Source organism: Rhizobium sp. BG4 (assembly GCF_016864575.1).
Classification (GTDB): Bacteria; Pseudomonadota; Alphaproteobacteria; order Rhizobiales; family Rhizobiaceae; genus Rhizobium.
The window spans coordinates 133,477-151,385 of the sequence record NZ_CP044127.1 but is presented as its reverse complement, the minus strand read 5'-3'; the positions used below and the strand labels follow the sequence as shown (position 1 = coordinate 151,385).

General features: G+C 58.6%; 13 protein-coding genes and 3 pseudogenes. 9 read left to right on the top strand and 7 right to left on the bottom strand.

All coding sequences use genetic code 11. The features are described 5' to 3' along the window. Positions 1 to 358: 358 nt before the first annotated feature. Positions 359 to 1,333 (top strand): L,D-transpeptidase, encoded by a 975-nt coding sequence (locus F2982_RS28365; RefSeq protein ID WP_203431613.1) that lies wholly within the window; start codon positions 359 to 361, stop codon positions 1,331 to 1,333. A 544-nt stretch (positions 1,334 to 1,877) separates the two neighbouring features. Here the strand turns inward: F2982_RS28365 and F2982_RS28360 are convergent. Then, positions 1,878 to 2,267 carry a nuclear transport factor 2 family protein gene (locus F2982_RS28360; RefSeq protein ID WP_203431486.1) on the bottom strand — a complete coding sequence of 130 codons (390 nt, stop codon included), beginning with the start codon at positions 2,265 to 2,267 and terminating at the stop codon, positions 1,878 to 1,880. Between the two features lie 21 nt (positions 2,268 to 2,288). Beyond that, complete coding sequence (locus F2982_RS28355; protein WP_203431485.1) at positions 2,289 to 3,041, bottom strand: SDR family oxidoreductase; 753 nt, start codon at positions 3,039 to 3,041, stop codon at positions 2,289 to 2,291. A 112-nt stretch (positions 3,042 to 3,153) separates the two neighbouring features. On the opposite strand from F2982_RS28355, the gene F2982_RS28350 reads away from it, so the two are divergent. Next, positions 3,154 to 4,050, top strand: a complete 897-nt coding sequence (locus F2982_RS28350) for a LysR family transcriptional regulator (RefSeq protein WP_203431612.1) — start codon at positions 3,154 to 3,156, stop codon at positions 4,048 to 4,050. A 182-nt stretch (positions 4,051 to 4,232) separates the two neighbouring features. Here the strand turns inward: F2982_RS28350 and F2982_RS28345 are convergent, their stop codons facing one another. From F2982_RS28345 to F2982_RS28335, 3 genes are all read right to left on the bottom strand, one after another. Continuing rightward, positions 4,233 to 5,597, bottom strand: a complete 1,365-nt coding sequence (locus tag F2982_RS28345) for an FAD/NAD(P)-binding protein (RefSeq protein ID WP_203431484.1) — start codon at positions 5,595 to 5,597, stop codon at positions 4,233 to 4,235. Positions 5,598 to 5,655: 58 nt separating this feature from the next. Continuing rightward, entirely contained in the window at positions 5,656 to 6,975 is a 1,320-nt protein-coding gene (locus F2982_RS28340; RefSeq protein WP_246777725.1) for an LLM class flavin-dependent oxidoreductase, read from the bottom strand. Between the two features lie 420 nt (positions 6,976 to 7,395). Next, positions 7,396 to 8,580, bottom strand: coding sequence for an ATP-binding protein (locus F2982_RS28335; protein WP_130279909.1), 1,185 nt, complete (start codon positions 8,578 to 8,580; stop codon positions 7,396 to 7,398). Between the two features lie 558 nt (positions 8,581 to 9,138). Here F2982_RS28335 and dinB point away from each other — a divergent pair. Then, positions 9,139 to 10,224 carry a DNA polymerase IV gene (dinB, locus tag F2982_RS28330; protein ID WP_203431483.1) on the top strand — a complete coding sequence of 362 codons (1,086 nt, stop codon included), beginning with the start codon at positions 9,139 to 9,141 and terminating at the stop codon, positions 10,222 to 10,224. A 39-nt stretch (positions 10,225 to 10,263) separates the two neighbouring features. On the opposite strand, the pseudogene F2982_RS28325 reads toward dinB, so the two are convergent. Continuing rightward, positions 10,264 to 10,796 (bottom strand): annotated as a pseudogene (locus tag F2982_RS28325) (lipocalin family protein). 794 nt (positions 10,797 to 11,590) lie between these two features. Here F2982_RS28325 and F2982_RS28320 point away from each other — a divergent pair. The 3 genes from F2982_RS28320 (at position 11,591) to F2982_RS28310 (ending at position 13,678) form a co-directional block, all read left to right on the top strand. Then, the gene (locus F2982_RS28320; protein ID WP_203431482.1) at positions 11,591 to 11,767 is read left to right on the top strand and encodes a hypothetical protein; all 177 of its coding nucleotides are present in this window, start codon (positions 11,591 to 11,593) and stop codon (positions 11,765 to 11,767) included. Between the two features lie 275 nt (positions 11,768 to 12,042). Continuing rightward, the gene (locus tag F2982_RS28315; RefSeq protein WP_246777724.1) at positions 12,043 to 13,224 is read left to right on the top strand and encodes a GGDEF domain-containing protein; all 1,182 of its coding nucleotides are present in this window, start codon (positions 12,043 to 12,045) and stop codon (positions 13,222 to 13,224) included. Between the two features lie 205 nt (positions 13,225 to 13,429). Then, complete coding sequence (locus tag F2982_RS28310; RefSeq protein WP_203431480.1) at positions 13,430 to 13,678, top strand: DUF3253 domain-containing protein; 249 nt, start codon at positions 13,430 to 13,432, stop codon at positions 13,676 to 13,678. Between the two features lie 1,287 nt (positions 13,679 to 14,965). On the opposite strand, the gene F2982_RS28305 is transcribed toward F2982_RS28310, so the two are convergent. After that, a complete protein-coding gene (locus F2982_RS28305) occupies positions 14,966 to 15,211 on the bottom strand; it encodes a DUF982 domain-containing protein (RefSeq protein ID WP_203431479.1) in 246 nt (81 codons plus the stop codon). 123 nt (positions 15,212 to 15,334) lie between these two features. Here F2982_RS28305 and F2982_RS28300 point away from each other — a divergent pair. From F2982_RS28300 to F2982_RS28290, 3 genes and pseudogenes are all read left to right on the top strand, one after another. Further along, positions 15,335 to 16,429 (top strand): annotated as a pseudogene (locus tag F2982_RS28300) (IS256 family transposase). 517 nt (positions 16,430 to 16,946) lie between these two features. Continuing rightward, positions 16,947 to 17,264 carry a PepSY domain-containing protein gene (locus tag F2982_RS28295; protein ID WP_203431478.1) on the top strand — a complete coding sequence of 106 codons (318 nt, stop codon included), beginning with the start codon at positions 16,947 to 16,949 and terminating at the stop codon, positions 17,262 to 17,264. Positions 17,265 to 17,293: 29 nt separating this feature from the next. Next, a pseudogene (locus F2982_RS28290) lies at positions 17,294 to 17,892 on the top strand (general stress protein). The last annotated feature ends 17 nt before the right edge of the window (positions 17,893 to 17,909 follow it).

Sequence of the window (17,909 nt, the reverse complement as noted above, 5' to 3'; positions counted from 1 at the left end):
TTGTACTCAAAGCCTGTAGATACTTTGAGTGCGCGGTGCGACACCCGGCCGGGTCTTGCCGACTGACCCTGAAGGGCATCAGGTACAAGAGGATGTAGCGCACGCCGATTGGAGCAGCCCTCTCTCCCGCGTATCTCATCTTCTTCCCAGGTCGCCCACCAGTTATACTGTTTTTGTAAAACAGTTTAACTCCGGGGCTGTCGATGAAATCCATGGACCTGATGCTGGCCGCGCCGGAACCAGCGACTTTTCTATCTCGACCATATCATCCGACAGAGCATCGTCGCAGTGGTGTCAGCAAATCTTCGCGCTCCTGGCCTCCAATGGAACAATTGAGCTTTTCAGCCCTTTTAGTGCAATGAAAAGACTTCTGTTTGGCTCAATGATCTTTCTCGGCTGGCTTGGCTTTTCGCACGCCCAGGAACTGTCGCCCGATGCAATCAACAACTCGGATGTCTTATCAGGGCTCAACGGGCAGGTTGCGCAGGATCCGCCCGTCCCGAATGCCGCAATAATCCATCTTCAGGTCCTGCTTGACCGGGCAGGCGCATCGCCTGGTGTGATCGATGGTTTTGATGGCGCCAATGTCAGCAAGGCGGTTGCCGGTTTTGAAGCAATGCAGCATCTGCCGGTGGACGGCAAGCTCGACGCTCAGGTGGTAGAGCGGCTCGGCGACGACAAGCATGTTGTAGGCCCGTATATTATTGCGCCGGATGACGCCGACGACCTCGTCAATGAAGTGCCGAGAAATTATGCAGAACAAGCCAAGATGGATCACCTCGACTATACAAGCGTCGCCGAAAAGCTTTCCGAGCGCTTTCACATGGATATCGACCTTCTCCATGCCCTCAACCCGTCCGCAAATTTTTTGCCCGGCGAGACGATTTCTGTAGCCGTTGTCGGAGCACCCAGAACCGGCCAGGTGAAGCGGATCGAAGCGCGCCGCGGGGTTGGGCAGCTCGTCGCCTTTGCCGATAATGGGGATGTTCTGGCGATCTATCCGGCGACAATTGGAAGCGAAGACAATCCGTCGCCTTCCGGAAAGCACAAGGTCAACGGCGTTGCACGCAACCCGACCTACGAATACAATCCGCGTGTCAATTTCCAGCAAGGCAAGAACAAGACGAAGCTTTCGTTGCCAAGCGGACCGAACAATCCGGTGGGGTCTGTCTGGATCGATCTCTCGGAGCCGACCTATGGCATCCACGGAACGCCTGAACCATCCCTCATCGACAAGGCTGGCTCACATGGCTGTGTGAGATTGACCAACTGGGACGTCGAGGAATTGGCAAGCATGGTCAAGCCTGGCGTTGTCGTGGTCTTTACCGACTAATGCTGGCCGCCCGGCTGGACGGTCGCTACTGACTTCGATCCACTGGCGACCCCTGACGCAGTAGCGGGATGGCGACGCCGGTTCTCATTCGTCGCGGTGAAGGGAGAGATTGCCGTCCACGGTCACAAACCCGTCGGGATCTGGCGTCATGATGTAAATGAGTTCCTCGCCGCCGATGATCGCGAGCTGAATCTGCCAGGCATCGACTTTCTTTTTCTTGACGCTGCCGGCGCAATCCGTGCCACGTTCGAGTGCCGCCGGCCTTTCAAAGCGTTGCTGTCGACACCAGGAACGGCGCCCATGATGAGGTCAGGCCGCTGAACTGGGCGCCATGCGTTAAGCTATGGGCGAGAGCTCGCTTGCGCATGGCGCCCTTAAATGTCTGATAGCGGATGAATGGCGGATTGCCGGCTGCGCACTCGAAGCGTTCCTCTCCGCAGCCCAAGTGAAGAAATCGCCCTCATGCACGAGCGCCCAAGGCGGTCCATGGCATCGCGCCGAAACGCGCCGCCCATGTTATGTGGGCGACGGCTCCACTTCAGCGTCAGGCAGGGATCGGAGGACTGGTCGGGTCAGGCGCTCCATCGAAAAACAGATAGAGGCCCTCGATCTTGCCGTCTCTGGCGATGACGAAGTCGGTTCCGGCGTAGGCTGAATCCTCTCCTGGTACACCAGCTACCCATCTCACCCTGCCCGCTCGATCATGAAGAATCTCAGCGTCAGCCAGGGGCGTGTAACGGAAGCTTGGATGCATTCCACGAATTTCGCCGGCGACGCGAACGATCGCGTCGCGTCCTTGATAAATGCCATGCGGTTCGACGAAGACGGCATCTTCATGCAGGATTTCCTCGGCAACTTTGCGGCGGAGGGCTTCGTCGCCCTCCCCGAAGATTCCCTGAAGGTTTCGTTCAAGCAATGTTGCAATGTCGGCCATGATCGTTCTCCTATTGCGGGCTTAGATCTGAACCTGGCCGCCATCGACGAACAGCTCGACGCCGTTCACGAAGCTTGCATCCTCAGACGCCAGGAAGAGTACGGCTTTCGCGATTTCCTCCGGTTTGCCGATACGGCCTGCCGGGATGAGGCTTGCGAGGTAGCTCTTCGTGTTTTCGGCACTGTCGCCGTTGCCGAAGAGCTCGTTCAGGCCTGCGGTATCGGTCACGCCGGGGCTGATCGCATTGACGCGGATGTGGCGATCCTTGAGGTCGAGGATCCAGTTGCGGGCGAAGCTGCGGATCGCCGCCTTCGTGGCGGAGTAGACGCTGAACGCAGGCGTGCCGGAGACGCTGGTCGTCGAAGAAGTGAGAATGATCGATGCGCCGTCCCGCAGCAGAGGGAGGGCCTTCTGCACGGTAAAGAGCGTGCCCTTCACATTTGTGTCGAAGGTGTTCTGGTAGTGCTTTTCGGTGATGGCGCCGAGCGCTGCGAACTCGCCGCCGCCTGCGTTGGCGAAGACAACGTCGATTTGCGAGTGCTTCTGCTGTACCGCGTCATACAGACGATCGATATCGGTCAGTTTGCTCATGTCGGCTTGGATACCTGTCACCCGGCCGCCAATCTCCTTGACGGCGGCGTTCAGTGTTTCCTTGCGGCGACCCGTTATGAATATGGCCGCGCCTTGCTCCGAGAACGCCTTGGCTGTTGCCAGACCGATACCGCTGGTGCCGCCAGTGACGATGACGACCTTCTGTTCGAACTTCTTGCTCATTGTCTTGCTCCTTATGTCTGCGGCGTTTTGCCGTTGAAAAGAAGATGACAGCAGAACGCTGATGCACATAGTCTGCAAAAATGGTACCCATCGTTCCATCTCGAGAACGATGATGAAATCTGACCTCAATGACCTTTTCTATTTCGCCGAGGTTATCGACCACGGCGGTTTCGCTGCGGCCGGGCGTGCCCTTCGCGAGCCGAAGTCAAAGCTGAGCAGGCGCGTGGCGGGCCTTGAGGCCCGGCTGGGCGTTCGCCTTATCGAGAGATCAAGCCGCCGCTTTCGCGTTACAGACGTCGGGCAATCCTTCTACGAGCGCTGCAAGGCGATGCTGGCTGAGGCAGAGCGGGCCGAGGCGCTCGTTGCCGAAGCCCAGTCCGAACCGCATGGCTTGATCCGGATAAGCTGCCCGACAGGGCTCGTTGAACCCATCTCGGATTTGGTGGCCAGGTTTCTCGCACAGCATCCGAAGGTCCGCCTGCAGCTCGTTGCCGTGGATCGGCCCGTCGACCTGATTGAGGAGCGTGTCGATGTGGCACTTAGAGTTCGAACGTCACTCGACGGCGATGCGTCGCTGACCATGCGTTCGCTCGGAAGCTCAATCCGAATCCTCGTTTCGGCTCCGCAGATCGCCAGCCGCATTGGCAGCATCGAAGATCTCGCACGGGAGCCGACCCTGTCGACGACGGATGACCATGGCGAGGTGAACTGGTTTCTCGAAACCGACGATGGCTGTTCACATACGCTTGTTCATCAACCGCGTATTGAGTGTGCAGATTTTACTGCCGTTCGAACGGCAGCGCTCGCTGGCCTGGGCGTCGCGCTGCTGCCTGACCACACATGCCGAGAGGCATTGGAGCAGGGACGGCTGGTTCGCGTCTTACCTGCTTGGCGCGGCATGAAAGGACTTGTGCATCTGGTGTTTACGACGCGGCGCGGCCTTCCTCCGGCTGTCAGGAAGTTCATCGACAGCCTCGCGTCTGGTTTCCCTCGCGAAGCACTCGGTTGATCCCGGCCTCTTCCGGACGAAACCAAGTTGCCGTGTAGATTTCGAAGGGCGGTACGGTCGGACGAATACCAAGCACTGATGCCTACGTTTCGGCGAGATAAGCAGCAGGGATCAGGGAGCAGGTGCTGCCAACGCCAACGGCCCGAAAAACCGCGGCGATAGTCGCAGCCGGCTGTCGCCGGTCATTCTCTCGCTGTGATCACGGAAGCAATTTCGTTTGCAACGGCCTGCGCTTGGACGCGAATATCCGGCACGGCCGTGATCTCCCAGAACTGGCCTGCGGTCAGCGCGCCGACCGCATAGAGCCGCGCGCGGATTGCGGTATCGCCGGGCACTCTCGATTGCGGATCGACAACGATGCCGAGACCCCGCGGATCTGCCTTGATCAGAGCCTGACGCTTCATCTCCGCAAGCAGCGGTGAATGCGCGATACCCGCCCTTTCGACGCCGGTGCAGTTGATCAGCCAGTCAACGTTCATTCGCTTTCCGTCCCATGTTCCCTTGGCCCGGTAATTGATCGACAGGCCCTTTCCTGCCTCCTCCACTGCCGAGAGGAAGCCCGCATGCACAACGACTTGGCCATTTTCCACCAGCTCGCGAAAACGGCCGTGCACATCTGGCGCCACCCGATGGCGGTGAATGTTCCACCACGGCAGGGCGTGACGAAGAAATCGGCTGCGCTCGGCCGCAGGCAGGCGCGCCCAGAGCGCTTGCGTCTGCGGGCGCAGGCGGTCCATGACCGAGCGCCAGTCGCCTGTAACCCTGCTTTCCTCGCGCAGCCGGTGAAGCAGCGCGCTCATCTTAACCGGCAGGGTCTGCGGATCGAAGTCGGCGGGCGGCTTGGGCGCCACCACATGCCCATGAGGGACGAGCCCACGTCGCGAAAGTACATCAATCTTGCCACGGAAACCGCGCGCTTGCAGCGCCAGAACCTGATCGATCATCGTCAGGCCGGAGCCGAGGATGCAGACGACGTCTTCTCGCCCAACACGCCGTAGCCAAGAAAGCCGCCACGGGTTTTCGATGATCCGCTCTTTGGCCGAAGCGGCCAATCCCGAGACATCGACCGGCAGCGGTGCATTGCCAACGCCAAGGCACAGCACAACATTCCGGCCTGCGATCTCGCCGCCATTGTCGAGGAGAAAGCCGAGCGTTTCGTTGTAACGCTCGACGCAGCCTGTCGCTTTGGCCCGGATGAAATCCACCCTGCATCGCTGCTTCTTGTTGCGCAGCAGTGCTGCCAGGCTATCGCGAACGTAGAGGCCGTAATCCTGTCGGGAGGCAAAATCACCCTCCTTCAACGGCCGCTTGCGCTCGGCAAGCCACTCTACAAAGCCATCGGGCCTGTCGGGAAAGAGGCTCATCCGCCCTGCCGGGACATTCAGCCGGTGAAGATAAAGCTCCGACCTGTAGGCGGTGCCGCGGCCAAAGCCCGGGTCATCGCCAATAACAGCCACCGCCGCGGAAGCCGGAAGGCGTTCAATGAGATTGCAAAGTGTCGCAATCGCCGAGAACCCAGACCCGACCAAAACCGCATCATAGATCATTCATAGCCCTCGCATGCGCACAGCAAACGCGTCCGGACAGGATCGAGTTCCCACGGCTTCAAGCGTAGCGGCTCTTCGGCCGCGAAAGCCCGAGGTGGTCGCGTAGCGTTTTTCCCTCATAATCCGTGCGAAAGAGCCGCCGCCGTTGGAGCTCCGGAACCAGCCGCTCGACAACATCGTCGAGCCCCTGCGGCAGATAGGGGAAGACGACGTTGAAACCGTCGGATCCCCCTTCATAAAGCCACTGGGCCATGTCGTCGGCGATCTGCTGCGGCGTGCCGACAAAGGCGAGACCCGAGTAGCCGCCATAGCGCTGCGCCAGCTGGCGGACGGTCAAACGCTCCTGCTCCGCGAGCCTCAGCACCTGCTCGCGGCCGGTCTTGCTGGCATCGGTCTCAGGCACCTCGGGAAGCGGCTGGTCAGGGTCGAATTTCGAGGCGTCATGGCCAAGCGCGATCGACAGCGAAGCGATAGCGCTGTCGTAATGCACGAGGGTATCAAGACGGGCGCGCTTCGCCCTCGCCTCCTCAAGTGTATCCCCGATCACCACGAATGCCGCAGGCAGAATCTTCAGATGATCAGGGTTGCGCCCCACCTTTCCCATCCGCCCCTTGATATTGGCATAGAGCGCCTGTCCGGAGGGCAAGTCGCGCGGCGAGCAAAAGACGACCTCAGCCGTTTCAGCGGCAAGCTGCCGGCCCGGGTCGGATTGACCGGCCTGAACGATGACGGGCCATCTTTGTGGAGGGCGGGCGATATTAAGCGGACCCCGTACGGACAGTTCAGTGCCTTTATGGTTGAGGGCATGCAACTTCGCCGGGTCGAAGAAGGCACCGCTTTCGATATCGCGGATAAAGGCGTCGTCGTCGAAGCTATCCCACAAACCGGTGACGACGTCATAGAATTCGCGCGCACGTTCGTAGCGTTCGCCATGAGCGACATGCGCATCAAGGCCGAAATTCAGTGCAGCATCGGGATTGGAAGTCGTGACGATGTTCCACCCGGCGCGTCCGCCGCTAATGTGATCGAGAGATGCGAAGCGCCGCGCCACATGATAGGGCTCGTCGAACGTGGTCGATGCCGTGGCGACGAGACCGATGCGGCTCGTCAGCGCCGCAATAGCGGAAAGCAGCGTGAACGGCTCGAACGACGTGACCGTGTGGCTGCGCTTCAAAGCCTCCTCGGGCATGTTGAGCACGGCAAGATGATCGGCCATGAAGAAGGCGTCGAACTTCGCCGCTTCCAGTTTCTTCGCAAACGCGACGATATGGGCAAAGTTGAAATTCGCGTCCGGATAAGACCCCGGATACCGCCAGGCTCCGGTATGGAGGCTGACGGGGCGCATGAAGGCGCCCAGATGAAGTTGCCGTTCGGTCAATTGCGTTCACCTTCTCGGCTCCCGGTGCCGATACTTGTCGGCGGCGTGGGAACTCGGTTGTCGCTTGGGTTCGGCCCAATATTCTCTACGGCGCGCCGGCGCTAAAGGAATATATTTTCGTTCTGCAACTCGGCTGCGAAAAGAAGCCGTGTTTGCGCACGAGCATCAGGTGCCACGTACAGGTCCGCACACGTTAGCATGTGGTGGCGGATGTCGGCACTATGGTACCCGCGCCCAGTCTCACGAGACTCTTTCCACTGAGGAAATAGCCTGCTCTTCAACCTGGCTTTACGAGTTAGCACGCACGGAAGCCGCGCCTTCGCTACGGAAAGCCACACGGCGCCGCCGCAGCATGCAGCTCTGCGTTGAATCGACCTTTTTTGTGTGAGCATTCCCGCAAGCGATGGGCTGTTTCCGAAATCACTCGCCCCAGAGGCAGGAAAGCGGGACCGCCGCCAGTCTATCACCAAAGGGTAGGATCTTGTCCCCGTCGTAAAGAACCCATCCTGCCTTGAAGGCGCTTCCGGTGGCAGCCGCAACTTTCCGGAGGCCCTTGAAATCCGGCGCTGTGACCGTCGCCGCAGCCTTTACCTCAAGCCCGATGATATCGCCGCTCTCATCTTCCAGAATAATATCGACCTCGTCCTGATCTTTGTCACGATAATGATGGAAGGTCGGTCGAGCATCGCTCCATGTGGCGAGCCTGAGAATCTCATTGGCAACGAAGGTTTCGAGCAGGGCACCGAAGGCCGAGCGGTCTCTTGCAATACGATCCTGGGTCAATCCCGTTAATGCGGCAAGAAGTCCGCTATCCAGGAAGAACAGCTTCGGCGTCTTCACGAGACGCTTCAGTGGATTGCGGAACCATGGCTCGATCCTGCGCACCAGAAACAGGTTCTCGAAGATGCCGATATAGCGACGCGCGGTTTTATCATCGAGACCGATTTGTCCTGCCAGCTGCGCGAAATTCAAGAGCTGTCCCGAGTGATGTGCGAGTGCGCGAAGTAGCTGAGGCATCTGGTCGAGACGCTCGACATCGGCGATTTCGCTAACGTCGCGCTCGACAATCGCTCGGATATATTCTCTTGCCCAAGCAGAACGACGGCGAGGATCGGGGCGTGCGATCATCTCCGGATATCCGCCAGTGAGGACGTGTTCGATCAGGTCAGACCCGACAATAACGCTCCCAGGCGCCGTAAGCTCTCCGGCAAATGCCTTGTCGAGGAAATTGCCCTTCCCTCTCAGGACTTCTGCCTGGCCCAGGGGCAGCAGGGTCACAACCTCCATCCTGCCGGCAAGGCTTTCCGAGACGGTCGGAAGCGCAAGGATGTTGGCGGATCCTGTCAAAAGAAATCGGCCGGGACGTCGGTCGTTGTCGACGGCGCTTTTGATGGCGCGCAACAGTTCGGGAGCCCGCTGCACTTCGTCGAGGATTGCAGTATCGATTTGCCTGATAAAGCCGACCGGATCGGTCTTTGCCGATGCGAGCGTCGTGTCGTCATCCAGCGTGAAATACGGCCGGTCTGTCTTGAGGAGAGATCGTACCAGAGTGGTCTTGCCGCATTGTCGGGGTCCATTCACGAGGACGACCGGCGTATCTGTCATGGCTATGGCCACGCGTTGAGACGCACCTCTGGGAAACAGCAGGTCGGCCTTGTTGTTGCTGATCAAATATTGGCCCCTTTGGAACTAACCGTAACTATTCGTCTGATCCGGAAGATATCTTCGTCCAATCCGGATTTCAAGTTCGGCCAATCCGGAAAGGCACGCCGTCTATATCGGAGCTGCCGTCCAGCCAAAAAATTGAGATGGCAAAGGAGAAAACAAAGCGTACTCGGTCGCAGCTCGATCCTCTTGCCCCCGGCTGTCGCTCAATCGCCGCCTGCGCGATCAGCGCAGGTTGTCCATCGCAGGTCAGGTGCCCCGCTCGTCCTGGCCTGCAGGGATGCTCGGCAGCAGTCGCGGCAGTCCGGCCGTCCCGCACTCCGGGAGGTGTCTTCAGAAAAAATGAACACAGGATGGGCTGGCAGGGCGCTAGCCGAGGCAACGGATCGCCACAGCTATTTGACTCCAGCTAAAAAAGTTCTTACTTTGTTCTATTCATTTAGATAGATGAAATAGACATGAACCGGCACACTTCGAACTTCACCTGAGGCCGCACCAATGGATGTGACGGCAGCTTCGACGATTAGAAAGATCATCCATGTCGACATGGATGCGTTTTACGCGTCAGTGGAACAGCGCGATAATCCGGAACTGCGTGGCAAGCCGCTCGCCGTCGGTGGTGCAGCCGCCCGAGGCGTGGTTGCGGCTGCTAGCTATGAAGCACGAAAATTCGGTGTCCACTCGGCGATGCCTTCGGTCACGGCCGCTCGCAAATGCCCTGACCTGATTTTTGTGACGCCCCGCTTCGAGGTCTATCGCGCCGTCTCGCAGCAGATCCGCGAGATCTTTGCCGAATACACGCCGCTGATCGAGCCTCTGTCGCTCGACGAGGCCTATCTCGATGTGACCGAAAACCTCAAGGATATGCCGATCGCGACCGAGATCGCGCTGGAGATCCGCGCAAGGATCAAGGCCGTTACCGGGCTGAATGCTTCAGCCGGAATCTCCTACAACAAGTTTCTCGCCAAAATGGCCTCCGACCTCAACAAGCCGAACGGGCAGGCCGTCATCACGCCGAAGAACGGCCCTGCCTTTGTCGAAGGGCTGGCCGTGAAGAAATTCCACGGCGTCGGGCCGGCGACCGCCGAGAAGATGCACCGCCTCGGAATCCAGACCGGCGCCGACCTCAAGGCGCAGTCGCTGCAGTTCCTGACCGATCATTTCGGGAAAGCTGGTCCATACTTTTACGGCATTGCCCGCGGCATCGATGAGCGCCGCGTCAAGCCGGACAGGATCCGCAAATCGGTCGGCGCCGAGGATACTTTCGCGCAGGACATTCACAGCTATGACCCGGCGCTCGAGGGCGTGCGCCCGCTCATCGCCAAGGTCTGGCGCTATTGCGAGACCAACTCGATCAGGGCAAAAACCGTGACGCTGAAGGTGAAATATGCTGACTTCACGCAGATCACGCGCGCAAGGACAGTCGAGCGGTCTTTCCTGTCTGCCGGCGAAATCGACGAGGCCGTCGCCTCGCTCTTGAAGTCAATCTTTCCGCTGCCGCAAGGCATACGATTGCTGGGGGTGACGCTATCCTCTCTCGAAAGGGCAGATGACCTCCGGACGGATCAGTTGCAGCTAGTTTAGATGACGCGCCCCTCAGAGCGGCGAGCATCCACAATGCTTCTAATGCTGCGTCCACCGCAGCATGTCGACATCGTAGCCGAGCGCTTTGGCCTTTTCGACAAGCATGTTACGGGTCTTTTTTGTCGGGTCGGGTCTCCGAGTCAGGAACCATAAATATCGACCCGAAGGTTCGCCAATTATCGACCAAGAATAATCCGCGGCGCGATCAAGGATCCAGTAATCCCCGTAAAACGGGCCGAAGAACGATACTTTGAGCTTGGCGTTGCCGCTATCCGGGACAGTTTTTGCCCTGCCTTCGGATTCTTTGCGCCTACCGTCTATTCCGCCTTCCCGGCAGTGTTGAGCACGCGGACCATACCATCTTCACCAAGCGAGTAGTCGGCAGTAACGGCCTCGCAACCGCGCTCAAACTGATTTCCGTAGCGCGCCATCTCGAACCAATGGCCTAGGTATTGCTCGATTTCGACAGGCTTGGCTGGCTGAGGTACGGACGAGTTGCCAGAAGGTCCAGCCGGGCTGCACGCAGCCAACACGGCGCCCGCCATTGATATGATTGCGATATTGATTCTCATGCCGTCAGAATACATAGGTGACCGATAGTTCCAGTTGCTCGTTCGCGATGGCGCGTGCGACCGTGCCCGGCTAGCCGTGGGATTCGTGCGACCGGAGCCGATCAGTTATCAGTGCCGCCATTCGTTGGAGTTTCGCAAGGGTCACGCAGACACCGTGCCGATGAAGAAGAAAAACGCGGTCGTGGCTCCCGCAGCCGCGCCCCCGTCGGGTCGGAGCGGACAGCTCGTTCGGTTGCTTTGTCTGCGCAACATCCGCTCCGTTGCGAGAATGGGTCATGCAGTAAGGTTGTCTGGCAAATTGCACGACCTTTCCGTCAGGACGCTGGGCACAGGGCTGACGAGGATCGAGGCGGTTCGAGAACCCGCAAACACATAGAGGTCGAATAGTACCTTAGAAGAAGCGCCTTCAGAGCCCGAGATCGTGTGAAAGAAGAAGTCAAGCGCCCGCCCAGATGACTTCGCCACTCGACCGCCGCCTCCACAGCGTCCGGGACGGCCGGTCGATGTTGATCCATGTGCCGGACGACATCAAGGTCGGGGCGCAGGGCACTTTTTACTGATACCAGACGGCACCCACGTTCGGCGCGATCGAAGGGGCCTCTCCAAGCCGCATTTCATCTTCCGAGTCGTCGGCCAGGGTGATGGCGCCGATTTTTGACTTGACCTTTTCCAACCTTTCGGATGGACAAGCCAGAGTACGTTAGCGTACTATCGGATATCGGCAGCAGAAATGACGAGGCTCGTTGCCGCTGTGAGATTGGCACCTTGCGCCCCGAGACGCGGAGGACGCAACGATGGAGCTGAACTCTGTCAATGTTGATTTCAAAGACAATAAATGGTGGGTACGTGTCGTTGAGAACGGTGCTGTGACCGAACGAGACTTCGTACTTGAAAGCCACGCCCGCAGCTGGGCAAGCGGCCAGAAAGCTCGGTTGAGCCAGTCTGGCAATCGCACCGAGGCAGCAGAGTAACGACCTGCCGAGCCCTTCACAGCTTCAATCAACACCCGCCTAGTCGGATCTATAGTAACCGTGCTTGCGGTCGGAACTATCAGAAATCTACCCGAACCGCCGTACCCACACTTTCACGACTTGGCTCCAGTCGGGATGACCGGTGGCCTTGCTCATCCTTTGTCGCGACCTAACTCACAACCATGGGTATGGAAAGAGTCCGCACTGGCGCCCAGCCGTCGCCGCCGAGAGAAACTCCCGTTGTTACCGAAGGGGGCTGGGCCGAGGTCCAACGGTTGCTAGACGGCCGGACGCGGCACATACGCCTCGAAGGAGAACTGGCCCAGCTTTTCCGTGAACGTTCGGCCACGCAGGCAGCGAAGATCATCCGTGCATGGATGGTGTGGGTTGTTCTGCTGGATGTCGTCACTCTCACGCTAAATCTGCTCCTCCTTCCGTCGCAAACAGCTACAGCAATGTTCTTGCCGGCATCACTGCTTCTTCCCGCCGCAATATCGACCGCCATTTTTTTCTCGAAGCCGCGTGGGCCACGGCAACAATTCTCAGTATTGCTCGGTGGCATCCTGGTCATCTTGCTGTCAGTCGCCCTGGTTGGGGTAGCTTCCGGGGGCGAATTCTATGAGCGGCATCTAACGATCATGTTGTTCGTGGCTGTGACTGCGATAGTGATATTCCCGGTGCCGCTCACCCTTGCAACTATGGTGGGCGTGGGAGCGATCTTTATTTACCTGATATTCCAGCTCCGAAATCCGATGATAGGACCGGGGAGCGCGATCGCGGGCTCGCTGTTTTTTGCGGCTGGCATAATGGCAACCCTGGTAGCGCGCCGGACCGCAATTATTCTGGCGCAGAAAACTTTTCTTCTGGAGCTACGCGATCGCAAACGCCTTGCAGATCTGAAAGATGCTAACGGCCGTCTGGAACGACTGGCCCGCACCGATCCCCTGACAGGTGTTGCAAACAGAAGATCAATGATGGCAACGCTTGAAGCTTATTGGAAGAATGGACCTGGCGGCCTGGAAGCTGCGATGTTGATGTGTGATGTCGACGACTTCAAGCGCCTCAATGATAGTCTCGGCCACGCCGAAGGTGATCGCTGCCTCGTCAAGGTGGCCGGTATCATCGAGAGCAGCTTGAGGAACGACAACGACCAGGTCGCGCGCTTTGGTGGGGAGGAGTTCCTGATTTTTCTTCCTGGTTGCGATGCAAAGACGGCCCTCAGCTTGGCCGAGACGATCCGACAGCGCGTCGAGGCTGCCTCATTTCCCAACCCCGCATCGAGGGCGGCGCCAGTAGTAACGCTCAGCATCGGCGTCGCTACCCTCCCCCTGGACCGTGCGCCAAAGAGCGTGGACGACCTTCAGCGGGAAGCCGATGCAGCACTTTATGCGGCAAAGAGAGAGGGCCGCAATCGGACCAGGGTATGCACTCACGGCAGTTCAGCCAATCAAACGTAAACCTGAGTCCAAACGCTGGCCTTGAAGGATGTTGACCGGCGGCCCGCAACCAATCGATACGAAAATTGAAAACTTAGCCTCCTGGTTTGTCAGGGGCTAACTGCAACCTGAGAAAAACAGCGGCTTATGAACAGTTTGCCCATCGTCAGCCGCTAGCGCTATCCCATATAGAGTCACTCAGGGTTCGAGAGAATGAAGTCGCGCGATGACCAAAGATGCTGAATCGACGATCTCAAGTTTCGTGGCAAGCCGACCTGCTGGCACAACCTGTCCGAGCGAAGTGGCGCGCAGTCTTGCGCGGGATCACAACGATCCGCTGGACTGGCGCAAATTCATGCCGGTCGTCCATGAAGCGGTAGATGTGTTGCTGGCGCGCGGCGAAATTACCCTGACCTGGAAATCTGTCGTAACGAGCGAGCGAGCCGGCCCCTACCGAATAAGCGGTCCCAGCTGAAAGGCTCACTATAATACAGTCAGGATTAGGCAACCGTCATCACCGAGGCGATAGAGGTCGGGGCGTTTTCCGGGAAGCGCAGAAACAGCTGGTTTACGAGCACCGCGCGCTCCCACTTGAAAATGCGTAGCGAACTTCGCACTAAGGTATAGCTTCACCGAAACGCCGGGAAGAGCAACAGGAACCATCGGCGATCTGAGGTCATCCCTCTACATCACCGAGGTTCCTTTGCATGAAGATCGCCGCATAGGACGTGAAGGGCTTCGACGGCGTCGGCGCCGCCCGTTCATTCATGCACTCTGCAAACCTCGCTCTCCAACCTTCCCGAATATCTTCAAATCTTCGCTTGCTCGGCGGAGCTAAAACGCAGTGCTCGGTCGTTTGCCGGAACGATCGCATCCCTCTCCTCTGCGAGAGCATCGCTGGCGGATTTGCTGGGCGCGTAACCAGAGCCAGCCATGACGAAAACTGTTGCCCGTTCCGCCACCAACGAGTTTTATGATCCGGCCGCTGCCCTGGGCCAGCATCATAGGGCCGGCCAGGCGGCAGGTGTTAACGTGCCACGCAGATTGATCTCTACATCCGGCTACCAAATAAGGGGATCGCAGTCCCAAATAGGACTAAAGCCAGGAAACGAGCTGTGGTTGTTGATGAGGACGTCGATTAGGCCCAATTCGCTCGCGACGCGAACAAAGGCATGTTCAAAGGCGGTAAGGTCATCAGGTCGGCCGCAAGGGCGATCGCTTCTTTGCCCGCTTCCTCAATGAGAGAGGCTGTTTCCTTAACTCGGTGGCCTCCGCGCAACACGACAACTTTTGCCCCATCCCTACCCTGCTATGGAGCGAACTCTTAGACCTATCCTCAACCGCCGCCAGTTACGATGGCGACCATGTTTGAAAGGAAGGCCATGGTTACTCCTATGGTGTTTTGAGAATCGATCTGGATACACAAAATATGCGTGTTTCGGCGATCGATGGCAATGACGGAGGCTCGACTTCGATCGGTCACGGCTAATTCCAAAGCATCGTACCAGGAACCGCTGGACGAGGCACTGGCGCTGGGACGCCCAGTCGACCTAGAAGTCCCCTCAGATCCTGCGTCCATGCCAACGCCGAAAAGCAACAGGGGGGCTTCAGCTCCCGATGCTGATTGACAGTTCCAAACCGGCATGCGGCATTCATGCGCCGACCGGTTGTGGGAGCGTTATATCGCCATAGTCCGGTTATACGTCGACAGAGCTCCCAATGTTGTTTACTTGCGACACGATCGAAACGTCTTGGCACCGGTTTACTGCCGTAGCAGGCCGGCTTCCAAGGCCGCGTTCTTGAACGCTTCCGCTGCTACCGACGGGTCCACACGACCGTCCACAGCGCCGATACAGGCCCGCCGGGCGGCGGCAAAAGCTTTGCCGCCGCGGCTGGGCCAACAGGTCATCAGGCACGCAAGCGCTTCTCGGCTGTTGCTCACGCTCTTAAAATGATCACCGCCGTCGATCGCCACCTCGATTGTTGATTGCCATAGTTCGATCGACATTTCTTTCCCTGCCTCTGTTTTCCATTTTGATCGTGTCCCGCCGCGTGGTGTAGCTGACAGGGTGGTCACCGGCGTTTTCCGCTAGGGTCGGGTTGCTTAGAGCCAACCTGAGGGACACCACCGATGACCGACGACATGATGAACCTGCGCTCGCTTGTTGAGAAGAGCGCTGATGCCGATTTGCTGCGCGAGATGATCGGCTTTGCTGCCGAGAAGCTGATGGCGCTGGAGGTCGCGACGAAGACCGGCGCGGGCTATGGCGAGAAGAACGGCTTCCGACTTGCCCAGCGCAACGGCTATCGCGACCGGGATTGGGAAACACGAGCTGGCACAGTCGAGCTTCGCATTCCCAAGCTTCGCACAGGCAGCTACTTTCCGAGCTTTCTCGAACCACGCCGAATGGCCGAGAAGGCCCTGACGGCAGTCATCCAAGAGGCCTATATCCAGGGCGTTTCGACCCGATCCGTCGACGACCTCGTCAAGGCGATGGGCATGTCGGGCATCTCCAAGAGCCAGGTGTCCCGCCTGTGCGAAGAGATCGACGAGAAAGTGAAGGTCTTCCTCGACCGTCCCACCGAGGGCGAGTGGCCATACCTCTGGATCGATGCCACCTACCTGAAGGTTCGTCGTGGCGGTCGTATCGTCTCGGTCGCGGTCATCATCGCCGTGGGCGTCAACACTGATGGTCGGCGCGAGGTGCTCGGCATGGAGATTGGCACTTCCGAGGCCGAGGCGATCTGGACCGAGTTTCTGCGAAAGCTGACCAGGCGGGGTCTGCGTGGCGTCAAGCTCGCCGTTTCCGATGCGCATGAGGGCATCAAAGCCGCAGTATCGAAGGTGCTCTGCGCCACTTGGCAGCGCTGCAGAGTCCACTTCATGCGCAGCCCATGCTGGTAAGAGCGGACGGCGGGTCGTCTCCGCCTTCATCGCCACCGCCTTCGCACAGGACACCCCGGACGCGGCAAGCACCCAATGGCGCAATGTAGCAGACCAGATCAGGCCGAAGGTGCCGAAACTCGCCACGCTGATGGATAGTGCCGAACAGGATGTGCTCGCATACATGACCTTTCCCAAGCAGCACTGGGCAAAGCTTCACAGCACAAATCCAATCGAACGCCTTAACGGCGAGATCAAGCGACGCACTGAAGTCGTCGGCATTTTCCCCAACGACGATGCCATCGTCAGGTTGGTCGGAGCATTGCTGCTCGAGCAGAATGACGAGTGGGCCGTTCAACGATCTCGCTACATGACACTGGAAACTATCGCCACGATGAGCGATGATCCACTCATCAGCCTGCCAGCAGCAAGCTGACACTCATCCGGCCCTTTGGGATGAGCCGTGGTCGTCTAAGCTACACCACGCCCTGGGACATGATCTCCATTTTGTCTTGAACGCGCCTTCAACGCGTGCTGTTCCGCGATCGGACTTAAGTCCAGGTCATCACCATGGCGGAAGTTGGAACCATTCCAGAACCGTCAGCAGCAGGCTTCGTGCTGGCCTGGAAGGACGGTTTCACGGGCGCTGCGGCAGCTCGTTGTCGCTTCCCGGCGCAGGCTTCGATTTGTTATCCGCTGGGCCATTGCGCGGTATCGGGTTCAGGGCCCGTCCAGGCGTTCCTGTCGCTGTCCAACGGTACTTCAGCCTATCGGACTAAGGTCCGATGCTGGAACCAATGCAATGTCAGAGGGTTGGTTGGGTAGATTCAATATGACGATCTAAACTAGAGAGGAAACCATGAAGAAAATCGTTCTCGCAGCCGCATTCGTCTCCGTCTCGTCTCTTTCAGCACTGGCTCAGACCGCGCCAGCCGCCAACAGCAACGGCGACACGCCGGCAGTTGCTACCCCCGACACCAAAAATCCGACGGCTCCGGTGGAAGGCGCAAACAGCTTTACTGAGGACCAGGCTAAGGATCGGATTGAAAAAGCAGGTTACACGCAGGTGAAAGATCTCAGCAAAGACGACAAAGGCGTTTGGAACGCCAAAGGCATGAAGGACGGCAAAGCCGTTTCGATCGCCCTCGATTATCAGGGCAATATTGTTGCCAAGTGAGTGCGAAACGCAAGCGCAAGGAGGTTATCATGAAAACTGTTACCGGACTTTTTGACGACTATACGGACGCCAGCTCCGCTGTCAGTGAACTCGAAGCTGTTGGTGTTCCATCTACTGATATCAGCATTGTATCCAACAATGGTGATCGACGGCACGGCGAGTCGAATGCCGCCGAAGGGGCCGGAACTGGCGCCGGGATCGGTGCTGTTGTCGGCGGGGCAGGCGGTTTGCTCACTGGTCTCGGCTTAATGGCGATTCCGGGTGTTGGCCCGGTTGTCGCCGCCGGTTGGCTTGCTGCCACCGCAGCGGGGCCGCAGCTGGTGCGGTGGCAGGTGGGGCCGCTGGTGGAATTATCGGCGCACTGACGAGCTCCGGCGTACCAGAACGAGATGCTCATTTCTACGCCGAAGGTGTGCGCCGAGGTGGAACCCTCGTCACCGCCAAGGTGGATGAGGCACTGGCGCCAGAGGCTGAAGCTATTCTGAAGCGCTCGAATTGGGTTGATCCGACAGAACGGCGCACCGCCTACGAGAAGCAAGGATGGACCCGTTTCGACGATACACTCGCGCCCTACAATGCCGAACAAATTGAACAGGAGCGGCTTCGTTATCGCCGGAATGGGATGTGAATTTTGTATGAAGGGCG